The organism is Streptomyces sp. SID14436, assembly GCF_010548465.1.
Classification (GTDB): domain Bacteria; phylum Actinomycetota; class Actinomycetes; order Streptomycetales; family Streptomycetaceae; genus Streptomyces.
In genome coordinates this window covers 1-22,637 of the sequence record NZ_JAAGMD010000700.1, presented here as the reverse complement: position 1 = coordinate 22,637, position 22,637 = coordinate 1, and the positions used below count along the sequence as shown (strand labels likewise).

At 72.5% G+C, this 22,637-nt stretch carries 23 protein-coding genes; 18 read left to right on the top strand and 5 right to left on the bottom strand.

Features of this window, described 5'->3' with window-relative positions; genetic code table 11:
• The 9 genes from G3I53_RS25265 to G3I53_RS25225 form a co-directional block, all read left to right on the top strand.
• On the top strand, window positions 1-577 hold a 577-nt coding region (locus G3I53_RS25265; protein ID WP_164438799.1), incomplete at its 5' end, for an AAA family ATPase.
• A 144-nt stretch (window positions 578-721) separates the two neighbouring features.
• Complete coding sequence (locus tag G3I53_RS25260) at window positions 722-1,513, top strand: enhanced serine sensitivity protein SseB (protein ID WP_164348327.1); 792 nt, start codon at window positions 722-724, stop codon at window positions 1,511-1,513.
• Between the two features lie 155 nt (window positions 1,514-1,668).
• Entirely contained in the window at window positions 1,669-2,451 is a 783-nt protein-coding gene (locus tag G3I53_RS25255) for an enhanced serine sensitivity protein SseB C-terminal domain-containing protein (protein WP_343240687.1), read from the top strand.
• Between the two features lie 462 nt (window positions 2,452-2,913).
• Window positions 2,914-4,584, top strand: a complete 1,671-nt coding sequence (locus tag G3I53_RS25250) for an ABC transporter substrate-binding protein (protein WP_164338507.1) — start codon at window positions 2,914-2,916, stop codon at window positions 4,582-4,584.
• Between the two features lie 105 nt (window positions 4,585-4,689).
• Complete coding sequence (locus G3I53_RS25245) at window positions 4,690-5,694, top strand: ABC transporter permease (protein ID WP_164338506.1); 1,005 nt, start codon at window positions 4,690-4,692, stop codon at window positions 5,692-5,694.
• Between the two features lies 1 nt (window position 5,695).
• Complete coding sequence (locus G3I53_RS25240) at window positions 5,696-6,658, top strand: ABC transporter permease (RefSeq protein WP_343240686.1); 963 nt, start codon at window positions 5,696-5,698, stop codon at window positions 6,656-6,658.
• A 6-nt stretch (window positions 6,659-6,664) separates the two neighbouring features.
• Window positions 6,665-7,663: an ABC transporter ATP-binding protein gene (locus G3I53_RS25235; RefSeq protein WP_164338505.1), complete on the top strand. Its 999-nt coding sequence runs from the start codon at window positions 6,665-6,667 to the stop codon at window positions 7,661-7,663.
• Window positions 7,660-8,913: an oligopeptide/dipeptide ABC transporter ATP-binding protein gene (locus G3I53_RS25230; protein ID WP_164338504.1), complete on the top strand. Its 1,254-nt coding sequence runs from the start codon at window positions 7,660-7,662 to the stop codon at window positions 8,911-8,913. Before G3I53_RS25235 ends, G3I53_RS25230 begins: the two co-directional genes overlap by 4 nt.
• 131 nt (window positions 8,914-9,044) lie before the next feature.
• Window positions 9,045-9,701, top strand: a complete 657-nt coding sequence (locus G3I53_RS25225) for a trimeric intracellular cation channel family protein (protein ID WP_164338503.1) — start codon at window positions 9,045-9,047, stop codon at window positions 9,699-9,701.
• Here G3I53_RS25225 and G3I53_RS25220 read toward each other — a convergent pair.
• Complete coding sequence (locus G3I53_RS25220) at window positions 9,610-10,845, bottom strand: alpha/beta hydrolase-fold protein (protein WP_164338502.1); 1,236 nt, start codon at window positions 10,843-10,845, stop codon at window positions 9,610-9,612. The genes G3I53_RS25225 and G3I53_RS25220 overlap by 92 nt on opposite strands.
• A 131-nt stretch (window positions 10,846-10,976) precedes the next feature.
• Here G3I53_RS25220 and G3I53_RS25215 point away from each other — a divergent pair, with 131 nt between their 5' ends.
• Window positions 10,977-11,840 (top strand): thioesterase family protein, encoded by an 864-nt coding sequence (locus G3I53_RS25215; protein WP_164338501.1) that lies wholly within the window; start codon window positions 10,977-10,979, stop codon window positions 11,838-11,840.
• A gap of 103 nt (window positions 11,841-11,943) precedes the next feature.
• Here the strand turns inward: G3I53_RS25215 and G3I53_RS25210 are convergent, their stop codons facing one another.
• Window positions 11,944-12,585 (bottom strand): TetR family transcriptional regulator, encoded by a 642-nt coding sequence (locus tag G3I53_RS25210; protein WP_164336282.1) that lies wholly within the window; start codon window positions 12,583-12,585, stop codon window positions 11,944-11,946.
• A gap of 113 nt (window positions 12,586-12,698) precedes the next feature.
• On the opposite strand from G3I53_RS25210, the gene G3I53_RS33450 reads away from it, so the two are divergent.
• From G3I53_RS33450 to G3I53_RS25200, 3 genes are all read left to right on the top strand, one after another.
• A complete protein-coding gene (locus G3I53_RS33450) occupies window positions 12,699-12,866 on the top strand; it encodes a hypothetical protein (protein ID WP_192229807.1) in 168 nt (55 codons plus the stop codon).
• An 89-nt stretch (window positions 12,867-12,955) separates the two neighbouring features.
• Window positions 12,956-13,222, top strand: coding sequence for a DUF4190 domain-containing protein (locus G3I53_RS25205; RefSeq protein WP_164338225.1), 267 nt, complete (start codon window positions 12,956-12,958; stop codon window positions 13,220-13,222).
• Window positions 13,223-13,293: 71 nt separating this feature from the next.
• Complete coding sequence (locus G3I53_RS25200; protein ID WP_164338226.1) at window positions 13,294-14,463, top strand: cysteine desulfurase family protein; 1,170 nt, start codon at window positions 13,294-13,296, stop codon at window positions 14,461-14,463.
• 13 nt (window positions 14,464-14,476) lie between these two features.
• On the opposite strand, the gene G3I53_RS25195 is transcribed toward G3I53_RS25200, so the two are convergent.
• Window positions 14,477-15,166, bottom strand: a complete 690-nt coding sequence (locus G3I53_RS25195) for a peptidoglycan recognition family protein (protein ID WP_164338227.1) — start codon at window positions 15,164-15,166, stop codon at window positions 14,477-14,479.
• Between the two features lie 60 nt (window positions 15,167-15,226).
• Here G3I53_RS25195 and mnmA point away from each other — a divergent pair, with 60 nt between their 5' ends.
• The gene (gene mnmA / locus G3I53_RS25190; protein WP_164338228.1) at window positions 15,227-16,357 is read left to right on the top strand and encodes a tRNA 2-thiouridine(34) synthase MnmA; all 1,131 of its coding nucleotides are present in this window, start codon (window positions 15,227-15,229) and stop codon (window positions 16,355-16,357) included.
• A gap of 34 nt (window positions 16,358-16,391) precedes the next feature.
• On the opposite strand, the gene G3I53_RS25185 is transcribed toward mnmA, so the two are convergent.
• Together G3I53_RS25185 and G3I53_RS25180 are read right to left on the bottom strand one after the other, a co-directional pair.
• Window positions 16,392-17,171: an alpha/beta hydrolase gene (locus G3I53_RS25185; protein WP_164338229.1), complete on the bottom strand. Its 780-nt coding sequence runs from the start codon at window positions 17,169-17,171 to the stop codon at window positions 16,392-16,394.
• A 107-nt stretch (window positions 17,172-17,278) separates the two neighbouring features.
• Entirely contained in the window at window positions 17,279-17,602 is a 324-nt protein-coding gene (locus tag G3I53_RS25180) for a DUF427 domain-containing protein (protein WP_164338230.1), read from the bottom strand.
• Window positions 17,603-17,739: 137 nt separating this feature from the next.
• Here G3I53_RS25180 and G3I53_RS25175 point away from each other — a divergent pair, with 137 nt between their 5' ends.
• From G3I53_RS25175 to ligA, 4 genes are read left to right on the top strand one after another with little or no spacing between them, the layout of a single operon-like run.
• On the top strand, window positions 17,740-18,279 hold the full coding sequence (locus G3I53_RS25175; RefSeq protein WP_164338231.1) for a TIGR00730 family Rossman fold protein: 540 nt from the start codon (window positions 17,740-17,742) through the stop codon (window positions 18,277-18,279).
• An 18-nt stretch (window positions 18,280-18,297) separates the two neighbouring features.
• Window positions 18,298-18,999, top strand: a complete 702-nt coding sequence (locus G3I53_RS25170) for an SDR family oxidoreductase (RefSeq protein ID WP_164338232.1) — start codon at window positions 18,298-18,300, stop codon at window positions 18,997-18,999.
• A gap of 55 nt (window positions 19,000-19,054) precedes the next feature.
• Window positions 19,055-20,062 (top strand): methionine synthase, encoded by a 1,008-nt coding sequence (locus G3I53_RS25165; protein WP_164338233.1) that lies wholly within the window; start codon window positions 19,055-19,057, stop codon window positions 20,060-20,062.
• 14 nt (window positions 20,063-20,076) lie between these two features.
• Window positions 20,077-22,275, top strand: a complete 2,199-nt coding sequence (gene ligA / locus G3I53_RS25160; RefSeq protein WP_164338234.1) for an NAD-dependent DNA ligase LigA — start codon at window positions 20,077-20,079, stop codon at window positions 22,273-22,275.
• Window positions 22,276-22,637 lie beyond the last annotated feature (362 nt).

Sequence of the window (22,637 nt, the reverse complement as noted above, 5' to 3'; positions counted from 1 at the left end):
CGAGCCCGCCGTCCGCGACCTGCGCGGACGCGCCGGCAGCGGCCCGCACGCCCTGCTCTTCGCCCCGCAGGACGTCGTCGTGGTCACCGGACTGCCCGGCAGCGGCAAGTCCACGCTGATGCGGCGCACCGTGCGCGGCCCCCGCGTCGACTCCCAGGACACCCGCGACCGCTGGGACGCCCGGATGCCCCGCTTCCTGCCGTACGCGCTCTACCGGCCGCTGGTCCGCCTGGACCACTACGCGGGCCTGCGCCGCACCCTGCGCACAGGCGAGGGCGTCGTGGTGCACGACTGCGGCACCCAGGCGTGGGTGCGCCGCTGGCTGGCCCGCGAGGCCCGCCGCCGGGGAGCGCACCTGCGGCTGCTGCTCCTCGACGTCACCCCGCAACAGGCCCTGGACGGCCAGCGCGCCCGCGGCCGCGGCGTCTCGCGGTACGCCTTCCTGCGGCACCGCGCGGCGGTGGAGCGGCTGCTGCGCGCGGTGCGGCGGGGCGAACCGCCCGCCGGCTGCGGCTCGGTGGTCCTGCTCGACCGGGACGCGACGGACACCCTGAGCCTGATCGGGTTCACCCGTTGACGGCGGACACCCGGCCCGACGGCGGACATCCGGCCGGACATCCGGCCGGACACCGGCCCGGAACGCCGCACGGCCGGACGGCGGCCGGGCGGCAGCGGTTAGCCTTTCCAGCCACAGCAGTGGTTCCAGGCAGGCGGTAGGCAGATGGACTTCCCGGCGGGCTTCTCCGCGGACTTCCCGGCACAGGCACACCCCCATCCGCACGGCGGATGGCCCGGCAACGAACTGGAGGAGGTGCTCTCCGCCTCCCTCGGCGTCCCCTCGGCCGGCGGCCGGATCGTCGAGGTCCTGGGCCGCAGCTTCGTGTGGATACCCCTGCCGAACGGCGGCGGCCCCGACAGCGGCGCCCTGGACCTGCCCACGATGGAACTCGACGGCCAGGCCTACGTGCCGGTCTTCAGCTCCGAGGAGCAGTTCCGCCAGGTGGTCGGCTCGCACATGTCGTACACCATCGCGCCCGCCGTGGAGTTCGCCCGCGGGCTGCCCCCGCAGGCCGGGATCGCCGTGAACCCGGGCGGCGTCATCGGCATCCCGCTGCCGCCCGAGGCGGTGGCCGACCTGTGCCGCGGCGGGAACACCCCGCCCGACGGGACGCCGGGCGGCGGCGGCCGGGTCCGGCTGTTCGAGCCCGACTGGCAGGACGACCCGGTGGACTTCCTCGCGGCGGCCGGCGCCGAGTTCGAGGCGCTCGGCGTGGTGCGCACCGCCCGCCGCTGCCTGGCCGCGGTCGAGACGGCCGACCCGGTGCTCTTCATCGGCGTCGAACTGACCCGGTGGGACGAGGACCCGCACACCCTGCCGACGGACGCGCTCGGCCGCGCGCTCGGCCGCACGCCGGTGAAGTGGCCGGTCAACGTGGTCCTCCTGGACGTCGCCCAGGACCCCGTCGGCGACTGGATGCGCGAGCGCGTGCGGCCCTTCTACCAGCAGCAGTAGGCCCGGCCGGCCGGGACGGGCGGGCCCCGGGCCGCCCGGGCCGCGGCGCGGACGGCCGCACGGCCGCCGGACCGCCACCGGTCCGGTCGGCGCGGGGCGGCTTAAGCTAGGTTCATTGGCTCGGGTGAGGGCGTTGTACGGAGGGGCGATACAAAGTGAGCGCTGGCACCGCGGCGGCCGGACAGGTCGAGCACATGCTGCGCCAGGTGACGCCCGGGCGTTACGACGCCTACGAGGCGTTGCTGCGCGCGCTCGCCACGCCCGCCTCCGGCCAGGTCTGGATGCTGCTGTGGCACGGCCAGGCGGGCTCCCCGGACGCCCAGTACGGGAACATGGAGGTCGACGGCCACGGCTACGCGCCGTGCGTCACCTCCGCGCAGGAGCTGTCCGCCAGCGGCTGGAACCGGTCCTACGAGGTGGTCGACGGCCTCGACGTGGCCCGCGCCCTCTACCCCGACCGCTTCGGCCTCTGGCTCAACCCGCACGCGCCCGGCGGCGGCGTCGGCATCCCGTGGCTGGACCTGCGCCGCATCGCCACGGGCCTCGACCGCCAGCCCGCGGGACCGCTCAGACTGTCCGAACCCGGCATCGAGATCCCGCAGTTCTACGCCCTGCTCGCGCAGAACGCCCACCGCACCCCGGCCGTCCGCGCCCTGCGCCGCGCCTGGGTGCAGCCCGCGCTGGGGGCGCCGTACCTCGCCATCGGCCTGGACGTGTACGACACCTCGCCGCCGTCGGTGGACGCGGTGCGCGGCATGATGCAGCAGTCGCTCGGCGCCGTCCCGGACGGGCTGCCCGTCTCCACCGTCGCGATGTCCGACGAACACGACCCGGTCGCCATGTGGCTGCGCGTCAACGCCCGTCCGTTCTACGACCGGGAGGCCCACGCCCCCGCCCCCGCGGCCGGCTACGGCTACCCGCCCGCGCACCGGCACTGACCGGCACCGACCGGCGACGACCGGCACCGACAGACCGGCACCGACCGGGCCGGATCCGCCGCTCCGGGGGCCCGCGCCGAGGCCCGCAATCCCATCATGCGGACGCCCGGCCGCCGGCGGACACGCGCCGACGCCGCCCGGAGTCCCGCCCGCTGAACGCACGTCAGCTTGTCTCGACCACGCACCCCGTGCGCGGTGAGCTATCAGTGATCACCCGCCTGTCACCTGCGGTTTCGCGATGCTTTCCGCTCCGGGGCGCTGTCCTGAGGGGGCTTCGGGACGGCCGCGGACGCCTCCCGCGCCCGGATTTCCGGCACCGGGCGCCTGATGCGTCCCTTATGTCGAGCGTTCAGATCTCAGGTAGGTATCACCGCTATCCGGACTGTTCCTGACTCCCTGCGAACGTGAGTAGTGTTCGGGCGGTCATCTTGCATCCACATAGCGGACCCGGAGTGGCCCCATATGCGCATATCCAAGTCCCGAGCCGCTCGGGTGATCACGGCCGCGGTCGCGGTCGGTCTGATCGCCACGGGCTGCTCCAGCGACCGGGACAGTGACAACGAAGGCAGTGGCGACAAGGACACCTTCGTCTTCGCCGGCGCCGGTGATCCGGGTTCCCTGGACCCTGCCCTGGCCAGTGACGGTGAAACCTTCCGCGTGACCCGGCAGGCCTTCGAGGCCCTGCTCGAGCACGAGTCGGGCGGCAGCGAGCTGGTCGGCGGCCTCGCCGAGAAGTGGTCCAGCAACGACGAGGGCACCGTCTGGACGTTCAACCTCCGCAAGGGCGTGAAGTTCCACGACGGCGAGGAGTTCAACGCCGACGCGGTGTGCGCCAACTACGACCACTGGTTCAACTGGAAGGGCACCTACCAGTCGAGCGCGGTCTCCTACTACTGGCAGACCATCATGGGCGGGTTCGCGAAGAACGAGGACCCGGAGACCCCCGAGGCGAACTACAAGTCCTGCACCGCCAAGGACGAGAACACCGCCGTCATCGAGGTCAAGAAGCCCTCCGCCAACCTGCCCGGCGGCTTCTCCCTCAACGCCCTCGCGATCCACTCGCCGAAGGCCATCGAGGAGTACAAGAAGCAGGACGCCTCCGCCAAGGGCGACGCCATCACGTACCCCAAGTACAGCCAGGAGGCCGGCACGGTCGCCGGTACCGGCCCGTACAAGATCACGAAGTGGAACAAGGGCAACAAGGAAGTCTCCCTCGAGCGCTTCGACGACTACTGGGGCGAGAAGGCGAAGATCAAGAACCTGGTCTTCCGCACGATCTCCGACGAGCAGACGCGCCGTCAGGCCCTTGAGGCCGGTGACATCGACGGCTACGACCTGGTCGCGCCCGCCGACGTCAAGACCCTCGAGGACAAGGGCTTCGTCGTCCCGACCCGTGGTGTCTTCAACCTCTTCTACGTGGGCATGAGCCAGACGGCGAACCCGGCCCTGAAGAAGAAGGAAGTCCGCCAGGCGATCGCGCAGTCGATCGACAAGGAGAACCTGGTCAAGACCCAGCTGCCCGAGGGCGGCAAGGTGGCCGACCAGTTCATGCCGGACACCATCGAGGGCTACTCCAAGAACGTCACGCAGTACCCGCACGACGTGAACAAGGCGAAGGACCTGCTGAAGAAGGCCGGTGAGGAGAAGCTCGAGATCGAGTTCTGCTACCCGACCGAGGTCACCCGCCCGTACATGCCTGCCCCGCAGGACCTGTTCGAGCTGATGAAGGCCGACCTGGAGAAGGCCGGCATCACCGTCAAGCCGAAGGCCATGAAGTGGGCCCCGGACTACCTGGACGCCACCGAGTCGGGCTCCTGCGCCCTGCACATGCTCGGCTGGACCGGTGACTTCAACGACGGCTACAACTTCATCGGTACCTGGTTCGCCGAGTACGACAAGCAGTGGGGCTTCAAGGACCAGAAGGTCTTCGACGCCGTGAACGCCGGCTCCAAGCTGGGCAACCACGACGAGCGCGTGGCCGCCTACACGAAGGCCAACGAGGTCATCATGGACTACCTGCCGGGTGTCCCGGTCTCGTCGTCCCCGCCGGCCATCGCCTTTGCCAAGAACGTGAACCCGCCGAACGTCTCCCCGCTGACGCAGGAAGTGTTCGCCGAGGCCTCCTTCAAGTAGGCACACGCGGTGTGAAGCACCAACGGGGGGTCCGCCCGGCCGTCGCAACTCGGCGGCCGGGCGGTTCCGTTCAGTAAGACATCACGCTAGAAAGGGGCATGCGGGGTGCTGCGTCTCGTCGTACGAAGACTGCTTCAGCTCATACCCACGCTGCTCGGCCTGTCGGTACTGCTCTTCCTGTGGCTCGACCGGCTGCCCGGTGGACCCGCCTCAGCGATCCTGGGGGAGAAGGCCACCGAGGCCGAAGTGGCGCGCATCAACCGTGCGCTCGGGCTGGACCAGCCCGTCTACGTTCAGTACTGGCGCTTCCTCAAGCGCATCTTCGAACTCGACCTGGGCACCTCGGTCCAGACCGGACAGCCGGTGTGGGAGGAGTTCACGCTGCGGTTCCCGGCGACCGTGGAACTCAGCGTCGCGGCGATCCTCATCGCCGTGCTCGTCGGCATCCCGCTGGGCTACCTCGCCGCCAAGCGCCGCGGCGGCTGGATCGACGTCGCCTCGGTGTCCACGTCGCTGGTCGGCGTCTGCATCCCGGTGTTCTTCCTGGCGATCCTGCTGCGGTCCATCTTCTCCGTCCAGCTGGGCATCTTCCCCGCCTCCGGCCGGCTCACCACCGGGATCAACGCGACCGAGGTCACCGGATTCGCGGTGCTCGACGGCGTGCTCACGGGCGAGTTCGACGCGAGCTGGGACGCCATCTGGCACCTCATCCTGCCCGCGATCGCCCTGGCGTCCATCCCGCTCGCCGTCATCGTCCGCATGACCCGGGCGAGCGTGCTGGAGGTGCTGGGTGAGGACTACGTGCGGACCGCGGAGTCCAAGGGACTCGAGAAGCGTGTGGTGCGCGGCCGTCACGTGCTGCGCAACGCGCTGCTGCCGGTGATCACGGCGGTCGGTCTGCTGACCGGCAGCCTGCTGTCCGGCGCGGTGCTCACCGAGTCCGTGTTCGACTTCGGCGGCATCGGCTCCTTCATCCGCACGGCGATCGACGGCCGTGACTACCCCGTGCTCGTCGGGTTCATTCTCTTCATCGCGATGGTCTACGTCCTCATCAACCTCCTCGTCGACATCGCGTACAGCATTATCGACCCGAGAGTGCGGGTGCACTGACGTGACGACCGTGACCAAGAAGGCCGACAAGATCGACCGGCTCGCGGAGCTGATGACGACCAACGAGGTCACCAGCGGTGCCAGCCTGTGGCGCGAGGCGATGCGCCGGCTCCGGGCGAGCAAGATGGCCGCCATCGGTGCGGTGATCATCGTCCTGTTCGTGGTCCTCGCGATCATCGGACCGTGGGTCGCCCCCCACGCGCCCACCGCCCAGACCTGGCGCGGTGACGTCTTCCCCAACCGCGGTGAATTCGTCGGCATGCGCGGCGGCAACTGGTTCGGCCTGGACCACCTGGGGCGCGACCTGTTCAGCCGGTGGCTCGTGGGGGCCCGTCAGACCCTGCTCGTCGGTGTCGTCTCGATGCTCATCGGCCTCATCGTGGGGGCCACCATCGGCATCTGTTCGGGCGCCGCCGCGACCCTCGGCGGACGCGCCGGACAGCGGATCGACACGGTGATCATGCGGTTCACCGACATCATGCTGTCGCTGCCCTCGCTGCTGCTGGCCGTCTCCATCGCCGCGGTGATGGGACAGTCGCTGACCACGGTGATGATCGCCGTCGGTGTCGTGCAGATCCCCATCTTCGCGCGGCTGCTGCGCGGATCGATGCTGGTGCAGGGCGGTTCGGACTACGTGCTCGCGGCCAAGTCGCTCGGCCTGCGCAAGAAGCGGATCGTCCTCACCCAGATCCTGCCCAACTCGCTGAGCCCCGTCATCGTCCAGGCGACGCTGTCCCTGGCCACCGCGATCATCGAGGCAGCAGCCCTGTCCTACCTCGGCCTCGGCAACCCGGACCCCGCCATCCCGGAATGGGGGGTCATGCTCGCCCAGGCCCAGCGCTTCTTCGACAACGAGCCGATGATGGCGGTCTACCCCGCACTCGGGATCATCATCACCGCTCTCGGCTTCACCCTGCTCGGCGAGGCCCTGCGCGAAGCGCTCGACCCGAAACTGCGAGGCTGAACTCTCATGGCACTACTCTCAGTCGACGAACTCAGCGTCACGTTCACGGCCAAGGGCCGCAAGGACTCGATCGCGGTCGACGGTGTCTCCTTCGACGTCGCCGAGGGCCAGGTCGTCGGTCTCGTCGGCGAGTCGGGCTGCGGCAAGTCCGTGACCTCGCTCGCCCTGATGGGACTTCTGCCCGGCAAGGGCGTCCGGGTGGGCGGCAAAGCCCTCTTCGACGGCCGTGACCTGCTGACCATGTCGCCGCAGGAACGCCGGGACCTCCGCGGCAGCGAGCTCGCGATGATCTTCCAGGACCCGCTGTCGTCGCTCAACCCGGTCGTGCCGATCGGCGTCCAGATCACCGAGATCCTCCAGCGCCACCGCGGCATGAAGGGGGAGGCCGCCCGCAAGGAGGCCGCCCACCTGCTGGACCGGGTCGGCATCCCCGACCCGACCCGGCGGCTCAAGGAGTTCCCGCACCAGCTCTCCGGCGGCATGCGCCAGCGCGCGCTGATCGCCATGGCGGTGGCCTGCGCCCCTCGGATGCTCATCGCCGACGAGCCCACCACCGCCCTCGACGTGACCATCCAGGCGCAGATCCTGGAGCTCCTCAAGGAACTCGTGGACCAGGAGGGCACCGCCCTGCTGATGATCACCCACGACCTCGGCGTGGTGGCCGGCCTGTGCGACCAGGTCAACGTGCTCTACGCGGGCCGGGCCGTGGAGTCCGCCGGGCGGCGCGAGTTGTTCACCCACCCGACCCACCCGTACGCGCACGGGCTGCTCGGTTCCATCCCGCGGCTCGACGCGCCGCGCGGGGAGCCGCTCAACCCCATCCGCGGCTCCATCAACGACCGGATCGCCTGGACCGACGGCTGCGCCTTCGCACCCCGCTGCGACCGGTACACCATGGAGTGCCTGACCGGCACGCCCGAACTGACCGAACCGCGTGCCGCCGGACACCAGGTCCGCTGCGTCAACCCGGTCCTTCCCACGTCCCAGGCGGAGGTCTCGGCATGAGCCTGCTCGAACTCTCGGACGTGAAGGTCCACTTCCCCGTCAGGAAGGGCGTGCTCTTCGACCGGACGGTCGGCCACGTCTATGCCGTCGACGGCGTCTCCCTGAAGGTCGAGGCCGGTCAGACCTACGGCCTCGTCGGCGAGTCCGGCTGCGGCAAGACGACCCTCGGCCGTGGCGTCCTGCGGCTGGTCGACATCACCGACGGTGAGGTGGTCTTCGACGGGACCGATCTGGCGAAGCTGCCGGAGGAGGAGATGCGCCGGTTCCGCCGGCGGCTCCAGATGGTCTTCCAGGACCCGCTCGGCAGCCTGAACCCGCGGCAGAACATCGAGTCGATCCTCAGCGAGGGCATGGCCGCGCACGGGATCGGGGCGAACCAGGAGGAGCGGCGGAAGCGGATCAAGGACGTCCTCGCCAAGGTCGGCCTCCCGGAGAATGCGCTCTCCCGCTACCCGCACGAGTTCTCCGGCGGCCAGCGGCAGCGCATCGGCATCGCGCGGGCGCTCGTCCTGGAACCCGACGTGATCATCTGCGACGAGCCGGTCTCCGCGCTCGACGTCTCGGTCCAGGCCCAGGTCATCAACCTGCTGGAGGACCTCCAGAAGTCGCTCGGGCTGACCTACCTGGTCATCGCCCACGACCTGGCGGTGGTGCGGCACATCTCGGACGTCATCGGGGTCATGTACCTCGGCTCCCTGGTGGAGGAGGCGCCCAGCGACGCCTTGTACGCCGCCCCCAAACACCCGTACACCAAGGCCCTCATGTCGGCGGTGCCCCTTCCGGACCCCGAGGCCGAGGACCGGCGTGAGCGCATCCTGCTCCAGGGCGACCTGCCGTCCCCCGCGAACCCGCCGTCGGGGTGCAGGTTCCACACGCGCTGCCCGTGGGCCCAGCCGAGGTGCGCGACCGAGCGTCCCGCGCTCGTCGACGCGGGTGACGGGCACAAGGTGGCCTGCCACTACGTCGCCGAGATCGAGTCGGGAGCCCTCCAGCCCACCCGGCCGACGGACATCGGGGCCGTCACGCAGACCGACGAGGCGGTGACCGAGCAGCCCGAGGAGGTCACCAAGGCCCCCACACCCCTGCTGCCGGCCGACTCGACGACCAAGCCGGACGCCGAAGCGGTCAAGGAGAAGGTGCCGGCCGCCGAGACGGCGGCCGGCGGTGCCGCCGAGGCCGAGGCCGAGGTCCAGGACGCCGAAGCCGCGGGCCCGGCGGCCTCCGGTCCTTCCGTCGACAAGACGGACTGACCGGCCGCGGGACGCGCCGCGGGGGAGCGCCGGGCGACGAGCCCGGCGCTCCCCCGTCTCCGGACGCGGCACGCGCGCCGGGGACCCAGGCCGCGTCGGGCGCGGTGGGCCGGCTCGGCCAGAATGGCCGGGTGCTCCAGCAACTGTTCAGCCCGTCCGTCCTGCACGCACTCGATCTGATCGGCATCTTCGCCTTCGCGATCTCGGGTGCGCTGCTGGCCGTCCGCAAGAACTTCGACGTGTTCGGCCTCGCCGTGCTCGCGGAGGTCACCGGCCTGGGCGGCGGTCTCTTCCGGGACCTGGTGATCGGTGCCGTGCCGCCCGCCGCCTTCACCGACCTCGGCTACTTCGTCACCCCGCTGATCGCCACCGTCCTGGTGTTCTTCTTCCACCCCCACGTGGAGCGCCTCCAGCGCGGCGTCAACGTCTTCGACGCGGCGGGGCTCGGCCTGTTCTGCGTGGTCGGCACGGTCAAGGCGCACGACTACGGGCTGAACCTGGCCGCCTCCGCGGCCCTGGGCCTGATGACCGCCGTGGGCGGCGGTGTGCTGCGCGACGTCCTCGCCAACGAGGTGCCCTCGCTGCTGCGCTGGGACCGCGACCTCTACGCGGTGCCGGCCATCGTCGGCGCCACCATGACCGTGGTGTGCCTGCGCCTCGACGTGCTGAACCCGGCCACCAGTGCCCTTTCCGCGGTCACCGCGTTCCTGATCCGGCTGCTGGCCCTGCGCTACCACTGGCGGGCGCCCCGGGCGTGGCAGCGGCGCTCCTCGGTCCGGGAGGAGTAGCGGCGGACGGCGACGGCGTGGGCTGGGCCCCGAGTTCCTCGGTCAGCCAGCGGAACGCCGGGACCACCTGGGGCCGCCACAGCGCCATGGTGTGGCCGCCGGCGCTGCGGGGCAGGCGCACCACCTGCACGCTCGTCGGGGAGGTCGCCGCGCGGGCGAGGGCGGTGGCGTCCTCGTAGCCGTCCTCGCGCTGACCGGAGAGGTAGAGCGAGACCTCCGGCGGAGTGACCGCTTCGCGCAGCAGCGTCAGCGGGTTGTTCGCCTCGCGCAGCACCGGGTCGCGGCCGGTGAGGGCCGTGTGTTCGGCGGCCGGGTCGTTGTAGCCGGACAGGCTGACCGCGGCCCGGTAGCGGTCCGGGTGGGCCAGGGCCAGTTTCGTGGCGCAGTGCCCGCCCGCCGAGTACCCGGCGACGGCCCAGCCCTCGGGCGCGGCCTGGGCCCGGAAGTTGTCCCGGACCATTCGCGGGACGTCGACGCTCAGCCAGCTCTCGGCGTTGACCCGGCCGGGCAGGTTGGCGCAGCCGGTGTCCGCGCCGGGCAGCAGGGAGGTGCGCGGGGCGACCAGGATGAAGGGGGCGACGCGGCCGCTGCGCATCAGCGGCAGCAGCTGCTCGTGCGCGTCGAGGGTGCCGAACCAGGCCTTGGCCGAGCCGGGGTGGCCCGGGAGCAGTTCGACGACCGGGAATGCGTGGTCGCGCCAGGCCGGGTCGTCGTACTGCGGCGGCAGCCACACGTACACCTCGGCGCGGACGCCCGAGATCCGGCCGTCGAGCCGGGTGACGCGGACCCCGCCCGCCTCCCGCATGCCGGGCCCGCCGGCCGGCCGGAAGCGCTGGCCGACCCTGGGCAGCCGCTCCACCACGACGCCGCCGGTGCCGTCGCTGCCCAGGTCGGCGGCCTCGCGGACGTGGTCGCCGGTGCCGAGCAGGTCGGCCCAGCTGTCGTAGAGCTGGTTGCTGTTGTTGACCAGGGTGAAGACCAGGGCCACCGCGGTGAGCTGGGCGAACAGCAGCATCAGGATCCGGGTGCCGGCGCGCACGGCGCGGGGTCCGCCGACCCGTGTCCACAGCACGAGCGGCAGCACGAGGGCGACAGCGGTGAGCACGGCCAGCGTGCACAGAAACGGGATCCCGGTGAGGCTCATGCCCGGGAAGAGGGCGGGAACGGCGCCCGGGTTCAGCCCGAACCGGGCTGCTTGGGGACATCGCCCCTCATGTCGCCCGCACCACCCGCCCAAAGCTACCGCTTAGTAGGTGACTCTTGTACTGTTCAGCCATGCCAGATGCAGCCTTCGCCCCGGCCACCGTCCGGGCCCCGATCGGCGCCGCCGAGTTCGACCGCGACACCGCGGTCGTCCGCCGCGAGCCCGGCGTCTACGACATCGACCTCTCCGCCGGCTGGACGATCATCAACGCCGTCAACGGCGGCTATCTGCTGGCCGTCCTGGGCCGTGCGCTCGGCGACACCCTGCCGCACGCCGACCCGTTCACCATCTCCGCCCACTACCTGACCGCCTCCCAGCCGGGCCCGGCGGTCGTCCGCACGGAGACGGTGCGCACCGGGCGCAGCCTGTCGACCGGCCAGGCGTCCCTCCTCCAGTACGACGAGCAGGGCCGCGAGGTCGAGCGCATCCGCGTCCTCGCCTCCTACGGCGACCTGGACGCCCTCCCCGACGACGTGCGCACCACCGCCGAACCGCCCGCGATCCCGCCGATGGACCAGTGCTTCGGCCCCGAGGACGGCCCCGCCCCGGTCGAGGGCAGCTCCGCCATCACCGACCGGCTGATGCTCAAGCTGGACCCGTCCACCCTCGGGTGGGCCCTCGGGCAGCCCTCCGGCCGGGGCGAGATGCGCGCCTGGTTCGGCCTCGCCGACGGCCGGGACCCCGACCCGCTCTCCCTGCTCCTCGCGGTGGACGCGCTGCCGCCCACCGCCTTCGAGCTCGGCCTGTCCGGCTGGGTGCCCACGGTGGAACTGACCGCGCACGTGCGCGCCCGTCCCGCTGCGGGCCCGCTGCGGGTGGCCGTCACCACCCGCAACCTCGCGGGCGGCTTCCTCGAGGAGGACGCCGAGGTGTGGGACTCCGCCGACCGCCTGGTGGCCCAGTCCCGCCAGCTCGCCCGCGTCCGGCTCGGCTGAGCCGCCGGGCCCCGCACGGCGCAGGGCGACGGCCGGGACGGACCGCTCCGTCCCGGCCGTCGCCGTCTCGTCCCCCCGCGTGCCGCCGGTCCGGCGGGCCGTCTCAGGCGGTCACCGGCGCGTCCAGCCAGTGCCGGCGTCCGATGCCGATCAACCGCAGGCGGCGGGAGGCCAGCCGGGCGACCCGCTCGCGCTCCCGCGGCGCGTCCGCCGGCGTCTCCAGGAACAGCGACGCCGTGCTCAGCATCAGGTCCACGTAGATCTGGGCCAGCATCAGCAGGTCGTCCCGGCCCCAGCCCTCGGACACCGGGTCCGCGGCCAGCGCCTCGGCGACCTCCTCGGCGAACCGGGCGAGCTGGTCCCGTATCGCCTCGCGCACCGGCTGCACCCCGCCGTGCCGTTCCCGGGCGATGAAGCGCACGTGGGCGGGGTACCGGTCCACATGGCCGGCGATCAGCCCGACGGCGCGCGTGATGCGCCGGTCGGTGTCACCGGGCGTCGAGACGATGGTCCGGATCATCGGGTGCAGGCTGTCCAGCGCCTCCTCGACCAGCGCCACCCCCAGGTCGGGGATGGAGTGGAAGTGCCGGTAGAAGGCGGTCGGGGCGACCCCCGCGGCCCGGGTGACCTCGCGGAGCCCGAGGCTGCTCAGACTCTGCTCCTCCAGCAGTTCCAGAGCCGCGTCCAGGAGGGCCCGTCGGGTCTTCAGCTTCTGGGCCTGCCGGGTGCCGAGGGTGTGACTCATGCCATGCAGTCAACAACTGTTCTCCCGGATTGCAAAGTGACGAGCCCGCTAGACTGGGTAGTCAGTGAACAAGTGTTACTGCGACCGTTCACCGAATCTGGGGGATCCCGACCATGCTCTTCCTCGTCGCCGCACTCCTGCTGCTCGGAGTGGTCCTGGGCACCGTCGCCCACGCGCCGCCGGCCTTCACGCTCGCCGCGGGACTCGTCATCGCCGTCTGGCTCGGCGTCTTCGCCCTGCGCGAGCGCCACGGCCGCGGCCGCCGCGGCCCGGCGCACTGACCCCGCACGGGGACCCGCCGGGCCCGCCCCCGCACCCCGTGCCGACCACCGACCGTCCGACCTCTCGTCGACCGAGGGAGCCGATCCTCATGCAGCTCACCGCCGGGGCCACCGACCGCACCGGAGTCCGCGACGCCGACGGCATGGCCGTCGCGTCCTTCGTCCTGGGCCTGCTCGGCCTGCTCGTCCTCAACGTCGTCCTCGGACCGCTCGCCATCGTGCTCGCGGGCCTGGCCCTGACGCGCGGCACCGCCCGGCGCGGGCGCGCCGCCCTGGGCCTCGGCCTCGGCATCGCCGACCTGCTGGTCCTGCTCGCCTTCATGCAGGCGGACAACACCCTCTCCTGGAGCCTGTGACCGGACGGCGCGAACCCGGCCCCCCGGCGGCCCGGGACGGGTGCCCGGCGCCCCGTAGAATCGGGCCCACCATGGCATACCTCGACCACGCCGCGACCACCCCGATGCTTCCCGAGGCAGTCGAGGCACTCACCGCGCACCTCGGCGTCACCGGCAACGCCTCCTCCCTCCACGCGGCCGGCCGGCGCGCCCGCCGCACGGTCGAGGAGGCCCGGGAGACCCTCGCCGAGGCCCTCGGCGCCCGGCCCAGCGAAGTGGTGTTCACCTCCGGCGGCACCGAGGCCGACAACCTCGCCGTGAAGGGCCTGTACTGGGCCCGCAGGGACGCCGACCCGGCCCGCACCCGGATCCTCGCCAGCCCCGTCGAGCACCACGCCGTCCTGGACGCCGTCCACTGGCTCGGCGAGCACGAGGGCGCCACCGTCGAGTACCTGCCGGTCGACGGCCACGGCCGGGTGCACCCCGACGCCCTGCGCGAGGCCCTGTCCCGCAACCCCGACGACGTGGCCCTCGCCACCGTGATGTGGGCCAACAACGAGATCGGCACCGTCCTGCCGGTCCGCGAACTCGCCGAGGTCGCCGCCGAGTTCCAGGTCCCGCTGCATTCGGACGCGGTCCAGGCGTTCGGCCAGGTGCCGGTCGACTTCGGCGGCTCCGGACTCGCCGCGATGACCGTCTCCGGCCACAAGATCGGCGGCCCCTACGGCATCGGCGCGCTGGTCCTCGGCCGCGACCGGAGCCCGGTGCCCGTCCTGCACGGCGGCGGACAGGAGCGCCACGTCCGCTCCGGCACGCTCGACGTCCCCGCCATCGCCTCCTTCGCGGTCGCGGGACGGCTGGCCGCCGAGCAGCGGGAGTGGTTCGCCCGCGAGATCGGCGCGCTGCGCGACGACCTGGTCGCCGCGGTCCGCGAGGCCGTCCCGGACGCCGTCCTCGGCGGCGACCCCGCGCCCGGCGGGCGGCTCCCGGCCAACGCCCACTTCACCTTCCCCGGCTGCGAGGGCGACTCGCTGCTGCTGCTCCTCGACGCCCAGGGCATCGCCTGTTCCACCGGCTCCGCCTGCACCGCCGGCGTCGCCCAGCCCAGCCACGTCCTGCTGGCCACCGGCACCGACCCCGACCTGGCCCGCGGCACCCTGCGCTTCTCCCTCGGCCACACCTCCACCGCGGCCGACGTGGCGGCCCTCGCCAAGGCCATCGGCCCGGCGGTGGAACGCGCCCGCGCGGCCGGACTGTCCTGACCGCGAGCACCCTTCAGGGAGAGGCGGTCGCCTCCGGGGTGTTCAGTGACGTGCGGGCGCGGCGGACCAGCTTCATGTAGCGGTCCCAGTCCCAGTGCGGGCCCGGATCGGTGTGGTCGGCGCCCGGCACCTCCACGTGCCCGATGATGTGCTTCCGGTCGACGGGTATCTCGTAGCGCGCGCAGATCCGCGCCGTCAGCCGCGCCGACGCCGCGTACATCTCGTCGGTGAGATCCTGCGGCCGGTCCACGAACGCCTCGTGCTCGATGCCGACACTGCGCTCGTTGTAGTCGCGGTTGCCCGCGTGGTACGCCACGTCCAGCTCGCGGATCATCTGCGCCACCCGGCCGTCCTGCCCCACGATGTAGTGCGTGGCCGCCCGGTGCCCCGGGTCCTGGAACGCCTTCACCGCGCTGTCGAAGCTGCCCTGCGTGACATGCACGACCACCATGTCGATGCCGTAGTCGTCGGGCCGGTCCGCGCGGCGCCAGTTGGCCTCCGAGGCGGCGATCCAGCGGGCGCCCGCGAAATCGACCTCGCCCGGTGTGCGCGGCTTCTCCACCCCCGGCGCACGCCACCACAGGCGGGCCAGCTCGTCCCGGGCCAGCACCGCCGTGCCCGCCGCGGCCGCCACCCCGCCCACGATCAGGGCCCGCCGCCCGATGCGCCGGTCCCCGTCCTCGGATGCTCTTCTGGCCCCCATGCGATCTTCAACGGATACCCGGCGGCCGTGGTTCCCGCGCCCCCGTACCCTGGAGGGGTTATGACTGACACCCCGCAGCGCTCCCGCCCCCTCCGCGTCCTGGCCGCCATGTCCGGCGGAGTCGACTCCGCCGTCGCCGCGGCCCGTGCCGCCGAGGCCGGCCACGACGTGACCGGCGTCCACCTCGCGCTCTCCGCGAACCCGCAGTCCTTCCGCACCGGCGCGCGGGGTTGTTGCACCATCGAGGACTCACGCGACGCCCGTCGCGCCGCCGACGTCATCGGCATCCCCTTCTACGTGTGGGACCTCGCCGACCGGTTCCGCGAGGACGTCGTCGAGGACTTCGTCGCCGAGTACGAGGCCGGCCGCACCCCCAACCCGTGCCTGCGCTGCAACGAGAAGATCAAGTTCGCCGCCCTGCTGGACAAGGCGCTGGCCCTCGGCTTCGACGCCGTGTGCACCGGCCACTACGCCCAGGTGATCGTCCGCGAGGACGGCACGCGCGAGCTGCACCGCGCCTCCGACATGGCCAAGGACCAGTCCTACGTCCTCGGGGTGCTCGACGACCGGCAGCTCGCCCACGCGATGTTCCCCCTCGGTGACACCGTCACCACCAAGGAGGAGATCCGCGCCGAGGCCGAGCACCGCGGACTCGCCGTCGCCAAGAAGCCCGACTCGCACGACATCTGCTTCATCGCCGACGGCGACACCCGGGGCTTCCTCGCCGACCGCCTCGGCCGCTCCGAGGGCGACATCGTCGACGAGACCGGCGCCAAGGTGGGCACCCACGAGGGCGCCTACGGCTTCACCATCGGCCAGCGCAAGGGCCTGCGGATCGGCACCCCCGCCCCCGACGGCAAGCCCCGCTACGTCCTCGACATCTCCCCGGTCGACAACACCGTCACCGTCGGCCCTGCGGACGCCCTCGACGTCACCGCCCTCACCGCGATCCGCCCCCGCTGGTGCGGCGCCGCCCCCGTCGGCCCCGGCACCTACACCGCCCAGTTGCGTGCCCACGGCGGCGAGACCGAGGTGACGGCGGAGCCCGTCGACGGCGAACTGCGCGTCCGCTTCACCGAACCGGTGCGCGGTGTCGCCCCCGGCCAGGCGATCGTGCTCTACGACGGCACGCGCGTGGTGGGCTCGGCGACCATCGCCGCCACCGAGCGGGCGACGGCGGGCGTGGCCTGAGCGGGCCCCCGCCCACGGCCCCGCCGCTCGCGGCTCACCGCCCGAAGAAGTCCGCCAGTACCGGCGCCAGCACGTCCGGTTCGACCATGTGCGTCTGCCCCTGGAGCGTGCGGCAGGTGCCGTGCGGCACCCCGTCCGCGATCGCCCGCGCGGCATCGCGCATCCAGGCCGGACTCGCGTCGCCCGCGATCGACAGCACCGGCACCGGGATGGACGCCAGCAGCTCCCGGGGGACGCCCCCGCCCCCCATCACGGCGTCGTCGTGGGCGAGGCTCCCCGCCATGGACTCCATGCCGGCCCACATGGGGGACTGCCGGGCGCCCTGGATGACCGCCTCGCCCAGCCCGGTCAGCCGCAGGAACAGCTCCACCGCGTCCCCGCGCCTGCCCTCGGCCAGGGCGGCGGTCAGCTGCTCGGTGTACTCGGCGCGCTCCCTCAGGTCCTCCTCGGACAGGACGAACGGCGTCTCGTACACGGCGACATGACGCACCGGCAGCCCGCTCGCCGCGGCCCGCAGCGCCAGCGCGCCCCCGGAGGACACCCCGTACAGCGACGCCTCGCCGCCCAGCTCCTCGATCAGCGCCGCCAGGTCCTCGACCTCGCGTTCCACCGCGTACGGCTCGGTGTTCCCGCTGCCGCCGCGGCCCCGGCGGTCGTAGACCACCACCCGGAACCGCTCGGAGAGCGGCGCGGCCAGCGGTGCCACCGTCGCCCCCGTCGACATCGCGCCGCTGACGAGGACGACCGTCGCACCCCGCCCGGCCGTCTCGTACGCGATCGGGGTGCCGTCGCGCGAAAGAATGTTCTTGTCCATGTCTCAGCAGACTGCCGCACCGCGCCGAATTCGTCGGTGAGGCGGGCGGCGCGTCCACCGATCGCCCCGGATTGGTGTCACGCCCCGCCCGCCCCCGCCGCCGGGGGTCAGCTCACGTCGGCCTCGTAGAAGCACAGGTGGTCCCTGATCCGCTCGACCCCGGGCTTCGGGTCCGGGTACGCCCACACCAGGTCCGCCGCGTCCGGCACCGACCAGTACGACGCGGTGCCCTTGAAGGGGCAGTGGGTGGTCGTCGCGGAGGGCGTCAGCAGGTCCAGCCGCACGTCCTCCGGCGGGATGTAGTAGCGCGGGGGACAGCCCGTCTCCCGCAGCACCAGGGCCCGGTCCGTGCGGGCCAGTTCCCGGCCGTCGCGCACCACGCGCACCTGCCGGCCGCTCTCCTCGATGCTGATGCGATGTCCTGCGGTCACGATCGGCCCTCCCGGAGGATGCGACGCCGCCGGCCGGACGGCCGGCGCGTGCCGGGTACAGCGCGCGCCGGCCGCCCGTTTCTTCCCGCCCGGGGGCACCGGAGCGCACCGGGAGGGCCGGGCCGTACCGTGGGGCCGTGAACATCTGCGTCTTCCTCTCCGCCGCCGACCTCGACGAGCGCTACACGCGCCCCGCGCGGGAGTTCGCGCGGCTGCTCGGCAAGGGCGGGCACACCCTCGTGTGGGGCGGCTCCGACGTCGGCCTGATGAAGGTGGTCGCCGACGGGGTGCAGGAGGCGGGCGGCCGGCTGGTCGGCGTCTCCGTGGACTTCCTGGCGGCCAAGGCCCGCGAGGGCGCCGACGAGATGGTCGTCGCCCCGGACCTCGCCGAGCGAAAGCGGCTGCTGCTGGAGAAGGCCGACGCCGTCGTGATCATGGTGGGCGGCACCGGAACCCTCGACGAGGCGACCGAGATCCTGGAGCTGAAGAAGCACGGCCGCACCGAGAAGCCGGTGGTCCTGCTGAACACCGCCGGCTTCTACGACGGGCTCAAGAAACAGTTCCGCCGCATGGACGCCGAGGGCTTCCTGCCCCGCCCGCTCACCGACCTGGTGTTCTTCGCCGAGGAACCCGTCGGGGCGCTGGCCCATCTGGAGGAGAGCCGGGGCATTCGCTGAGCCCGCGGTGATGCGAGCATGGCCGTCATGGCTACCCATGTGATCACCGGAGCGGGCTCCGGCATCGGCGCGGCCGTCGCCCGCCGCCTGCACGCGCGCGGCGACGACCTCGTGCTGCACGCCCGCAGTGCCGGGCGGGCCAAGGAGCTCGCCGCCGAGTTCCCCGGCGCCCGGACCCTCGTCGGCGACCTCGCGGACCCCGACCGGCTCAGCTGGGCCTTCTCCCACCAGTCGCTCCCCGAGCAGGTCGACTCGCTGCTGCACATCGCGGGCGTCGTCGAACTCGGCCGGGTCGGCGAGCTGACCCCGAAGACCTGGCGGCACCAGCTCGACGTCAACCTGATCGCCCCCGCCGAGCTGACCCGGCACTTCCTGCCCCAGCTCCGCGCGAGCCGCGGCCACGTGATCTTCGTCAACTCGGGCGCGGGCCTCAACGCGCACGCCGAGTGGTCCGCCTACGCGGCCTCCAAGCACGGCCTGAAGGCCCTCGCCGACTCCCTGCGCCACGAGGAGCACGCGGCCGGCGTCCGCGTCACCTCGGTCTACCCGGGCCGCACCGCCAGCCCCATGCAGGCCAAGGTGCACCGGCAGGAGGGCAAGGACTACGACCCCGGCCGGTGGATCGACCCGGAGTCGGTCGCCACGACCGTCGTGATGGCCCTCGACCTGCCCAGGGACGCCGAGGTCAACGACCTGACGGTGCGCCCGGGCCGTCCGTAGCGGCCGGCGGCCGGGGACGTGAATCCCCGGCCGCCGCACTGCGTACGCTTCTCACGTGAGCGAAGAAAGCCAGATCAGGTTCGGTCCCGCGACCGGCGTCGGCTCCCTGCCGGGCACCGACGCGCGCGAGGCCGCCAAGACGGTCACCGGGAGCTTCGAGGACTTCCCGCACCTACCGGAACTGCCCGCCCGCGGCCCCGGCGCCGACATGATCGGCCGGACCGCCGGGATGCTCGTCGAGCTGTACGCGCGCGTGGAGCCCAGCGGCTGGCGGATCGGCGACCGGCCCGGCCGCGACACCCGGCGGGCCCGCTCCTGGCTCGGCGAGGACCTGGACGCCCTGGAGGAGTTCACCCAGGAATACCGGGGCCCGCTCAAGGTGCAGGCGGTCGGCCCCTGGACGCTCGCCGCCGCCCTGGAGCTGCGCAACGGCGAGGCCGCCCTCTCCGACCCCGGTGCCTGCCGCGACCTCGCCGCCTCCCTCGCCGAGGGGCTGCGCCTGCACCTCGCCGAGATCCGGCGGCGGGTCCCCGGCGCCCGCCCGGTCCTCCAGCTCGACGAGCCGTCCCTGACCGCCGTCCTGCGCGGGCAGGTGCCGACCGCCAGCGGATACCGCACGCACCGGGCCGTGGACCGGCAGACCGTCGAGGCGGCCCTGCGGGACATCGTCTCGGCGCACGACGGCGGCCCCGTGGTGGTGCACTCCTGCGCCCCGGACGTGCCGTTCGCCCTGCTGCGCCGGGCGGGCGTGGCGGGCCTGTCCTTCGACTTCTCGCTTCTCACCGAGCGTGACGACGAGGCGATCGGGGAGGCGGTCGAGGACGGCGTCCGGCTGCTCGCCGGTGTCGTGCCCGGCACGGACGGCCCATTGTCGGACCCTGGCGGTAGCGTCGTGGGTGTCAGAACGTTGTGGCGCAGGCTGGGGCTGCGGCCGGAGCTCCTCGCGGAGGCGGTCACCCTCACCCCGGCGTGCGGACTCGCGGGAGCCTCCCCGCAGTACGCGCGGTCCGCCTACGCCCACTGCGTCCGGGCCGCGAGATCCCTCGCGGACAACCCAGAGTAACGGGAGGACCCACGGTGGCCGGCGACCAGCAGGCGGAGACGACGAGCGTGCCCGCCGAGGCGCGCGAGAAGCACGTACAGCTCGCGGAGCAGATCGAGGAGCACCGCTTCCGGTACTACGTGAACGACGCGCCCGTGATCAGCGACGCCGAGTTCGACCGGCTGCTGCGCGAGCTGGAGGCCCTGGAGGAGGAGCACCCCGAGCTGCGCACGCCCGACTCGCCGACCCAGAAGGTCGCGGGGGCGTACGAGACGGAGTTCACCTCCGTCCAGCACCGCTCGCGGATGCTCTCCCTGGACAACACCTTCAACGACGAGGATCTCGCCGCCTGGATCGAGCGCATCCACCGGGAGCTGGGCGACCAGAAGTTCCACTTCCTGTGCGAGCTCAAGGTCGACGGCCTGGCCGTCAACCTCACCTACGAGCGGGGCCGCCTCACCCGCGCGGCGACCCGCGGCGACGGCCGCACCGGTGAGGACATCACGCCCAACGTCCGCACCATCGCGGAGATCCCCGACCGGCTCACCGGCGAGGAGGTGCCCGACCTGGTGGAGATCCGGGGCGAGGTCTTCTTCCCGATGGAGAAGTTCCAGGAGCTCAACGCCCGCCTGGTGGCCGCCGGCGACAAGCCCTTCGCCAACCCGCGCAACGCGGCGGCCGGTTCGCTGCGGCAGAAGGACCCGCGCGTGACCGCCACCCGCCCGCTGCACATGGTGGTGCACGGCATCGGCGCGCTGGAGGGCTTCTCCGGGCGCATCACCCGCCTGTCCGAGGCGTACGACCTGCTCAAGTCCTGGGGCCTGCCCACCTCTCCGCACAACAAGGTGGTCGACGGCATCGAGGGCGTCCGGGAGTTCATCGCGTACTACGGCGAGAACCGCCACTCCGTGGCGCACGAGATCGACGGCGTCGTCGTGAAGCTGGACGAGATCCCGCTCCAGGGCCGCCTCGGCACCACCTCGCGCGCCCCGCGCTGGGCCATCGCGTACAAGTACGCGCCCGAGGAGGTCAACACCAAGCTGATCAACATCCGCGTGGGCGTGGGCCGCACGGGCCGGGTCACGCCCTACGCCCAGGTCGAGCCGGTCACCGTCGCCGGGTCGGAGGTCGAGTTCGCCACCCTGCACAACCAGGACGTCGTCAAGGCCAAAGGGGTCCTCATCGGCGACACGGTGGTGCTGCGCAAGGCCGGCGACGTCATCCCCGAGATCCTCGGCCCGGTCGCCGACCTGCGCGACGGCAGCGAGCGCGAGTTCGTCATGCCGTCCGAGTGCCCCGAGTGCGGCACGCCGCTGAAGGCGATGAAGGAGGGCGACGTCGACCTGCGCTGCCCCAACGCCCGCACCTGCCCCGCCCAGTTGCGCGAGCGGCTGTTCTACCTCGCCGGCCGCAAGGCCCTGGACATCGAGCACTTCGGCTACGTCGCCGCCGCCGCCCTCACCCGGCCGCTGGAGCCCGCCGAGCCGCCGCTGCGCGACGAGGGCGACCTGTTCGACCTGACCATCGAGCAGTTGCTGCCCATCAAGGCGTACGTGCTCGACCAGGACAGCGGTCTGCCCAAGCGGGACCCGAAGACCGGCGAGGAGAAGATCGCCACCGTCTTCGCCAACCAGGAGGGCGCCCCCAAGAAGAACGCGGTGGCGATGCTGGAGAACATCGCCGCGGCCAAGGACCGCCCGCTCGCCCGCATCCTGACCGCCCTGTCGATCCGCCACGTCGGACCGGTCGCGGCGGAGGCGCTGGCCCGCGAGTTCCGCTCCATGGACCGCATCGAGCAGGCCTCCGAGGAGGAACTGGCGGCCACCCCCGGGGTCGGCGGGATCATCGCCGCCTCGCTCAAGCAGTGGTTCGCCGAGGACTGGCACCGCGAGATCATCCGGAAGTGGAAGGCGGCCGGGGTCCGGATGGCCGACGAGACCTCCGGCGAGGACGAGGGCCCGCGCCCGCTCCAGGGACTCACCGTCGTCGTCACGGGCACCCTGGAGCGCTTCACCCGCGACGGGGCGAAGGAGGCGCTGCAGAACCAGGGCGCCAAGGTGACCGGATCGGTGTCCAAGAAGACGTCCTTCGTGGTCGTCGGTGACAACCCGGGATCGAAGTACGACAAGGCGATGCAGCTCAAGGTTCCGGTCCTGGACGAGCAGGGTTTCGAGATCCTCCTCGCGGACGGACCGGAAGCAGCCGCGGAGGCCGCGCTTTCGGCCGACGGGTAACGGTTGAAGACGCCCCGATCGGCGCATACCAGATGCATACGGGTGGCCGGGGCGCATTCGGGCAACCGTCGGCGACCGGTGCCCGAGGAAGCCTTCCGCGGCCTACTGTTGAGAGGTGCACCTGCCGTGCCCAGCTGCGGTCGGGGCATCCCCGTGTGCGCAAAGGGTCCGGGGAAGGGCTTTCCATCGCGGAGCCGCTGAGAGTTGTCGGGCATCGGGCCGCGTGGCGTGGGCACCGCCGGCTGTGAGAGGGACGGGAATGGAACCGACCGAGAGCGCCGCCCCGGGCTCACGGCTGCGCCTGTGCCGCCTGGCGGCCGTCCGCCGGCGCGGCCGAGGGGACGCGCGGCCCGCGGCCCGGC

Bases quoted from the DNA above. Each gene is read 5' to 3' on its own strand.
- G3I53_RS25260 (WP_164348327.1), top strand. From the start codon at position 722: ATGGACTTCCCGGCGGGCTTCTCCGCGGACTTCCCGGCACAGGCACAC.
- G3I53_RS25250 (WP_164338507.1), top strand. From the start codon at position 2,914: ATGCGCATATCCAAGTCCCGAGCCGCTCGGGTGATCACGGCCGCGGTC.
- G3I53_RS25235 (WP_164338505.1), top strand. From the start codon at position 6,665: ATGGCACTACTCTCAGTCGACGAACTCAGCGTCACGTTCACGGCCAAG.
- G3I53_RS25230 (WP_164338504.1), top strand. From the start codon at position 7,660: ATGAGCCTGCTCGAACTCTCGGACGTGAAGGTCCACTTCCCCGTCAGG.
- G3I53_RS25220 (WP_164338502.1), bottom strand. From the start codon at position 10,845: ATGAGCCTCACCGGGATCCCGTTTCTGTGCACGCTGGCCGTGCTCACC.
- G3I53_RS25215 (WP_164338501.1), top strand. From the start codon at position 10,977: ATGCCAGATGCAGCCTTCGCCCCGGCCACCGTCCGGGCCCCGATCGGC.
- G3I53_RS25210 (WP_164336282.1), bottom strand. From the start codon at position 12,585: ATGAGTCACACCCTCGGCACCCGGCAGGCCCAGAAGCTGAAGACCCGA.
- G3I53_RS33450 (WP_192229807.1), top strand. From the start codon at position 12,699: ATGCTCTTCCTCGTCGCCGCACTCCTGCTGCTCGGAGTGGTCCTGGGC.
- G3I53_RS25205 (WP_164338225.1), top strand. From the start codon at position 12,956: ATGCAGCTCACCGCCGGGGCCACCGACCGCACCGGAGTCCGCGACGCC.
- G3I53_RS25200 (WP_164338226.1), top strand. From the start codon at position 13,294: ATGGCATACCTCGACCACGCCGCGACCACCCCGATGCTTCCCGAGGCA.
- G3I53_RS25195 (WP_164338227.1), bottom strand. From the start codon at position 15,166: ATGGGGGCCAGAAGAGCATCCGAGGACGGGGACCGGCGCATCGGGCGG.
- mnmA (WP_164338228.1), top strand. From the start codon at position 15,227: ATGACTGACACCCCGCAGCGCTCCCGCCCCCTCCGCGTCCTGGCCGCC.
- G3I53_RS25185 (WP_164338229.1), bottom strand. From the start codon at position 17,171: ATGGACAAGAACATTCTTTCGCGCGACGGCACCCCGATCGCGTACGAG.
- G3I53_RS25170 (WP_164338232.1), top strand. From the start codon at position 18,298: ATGGCCGTCATGGCTACCCATGTGATCACCGGAGCGGGCTCCGGCATC.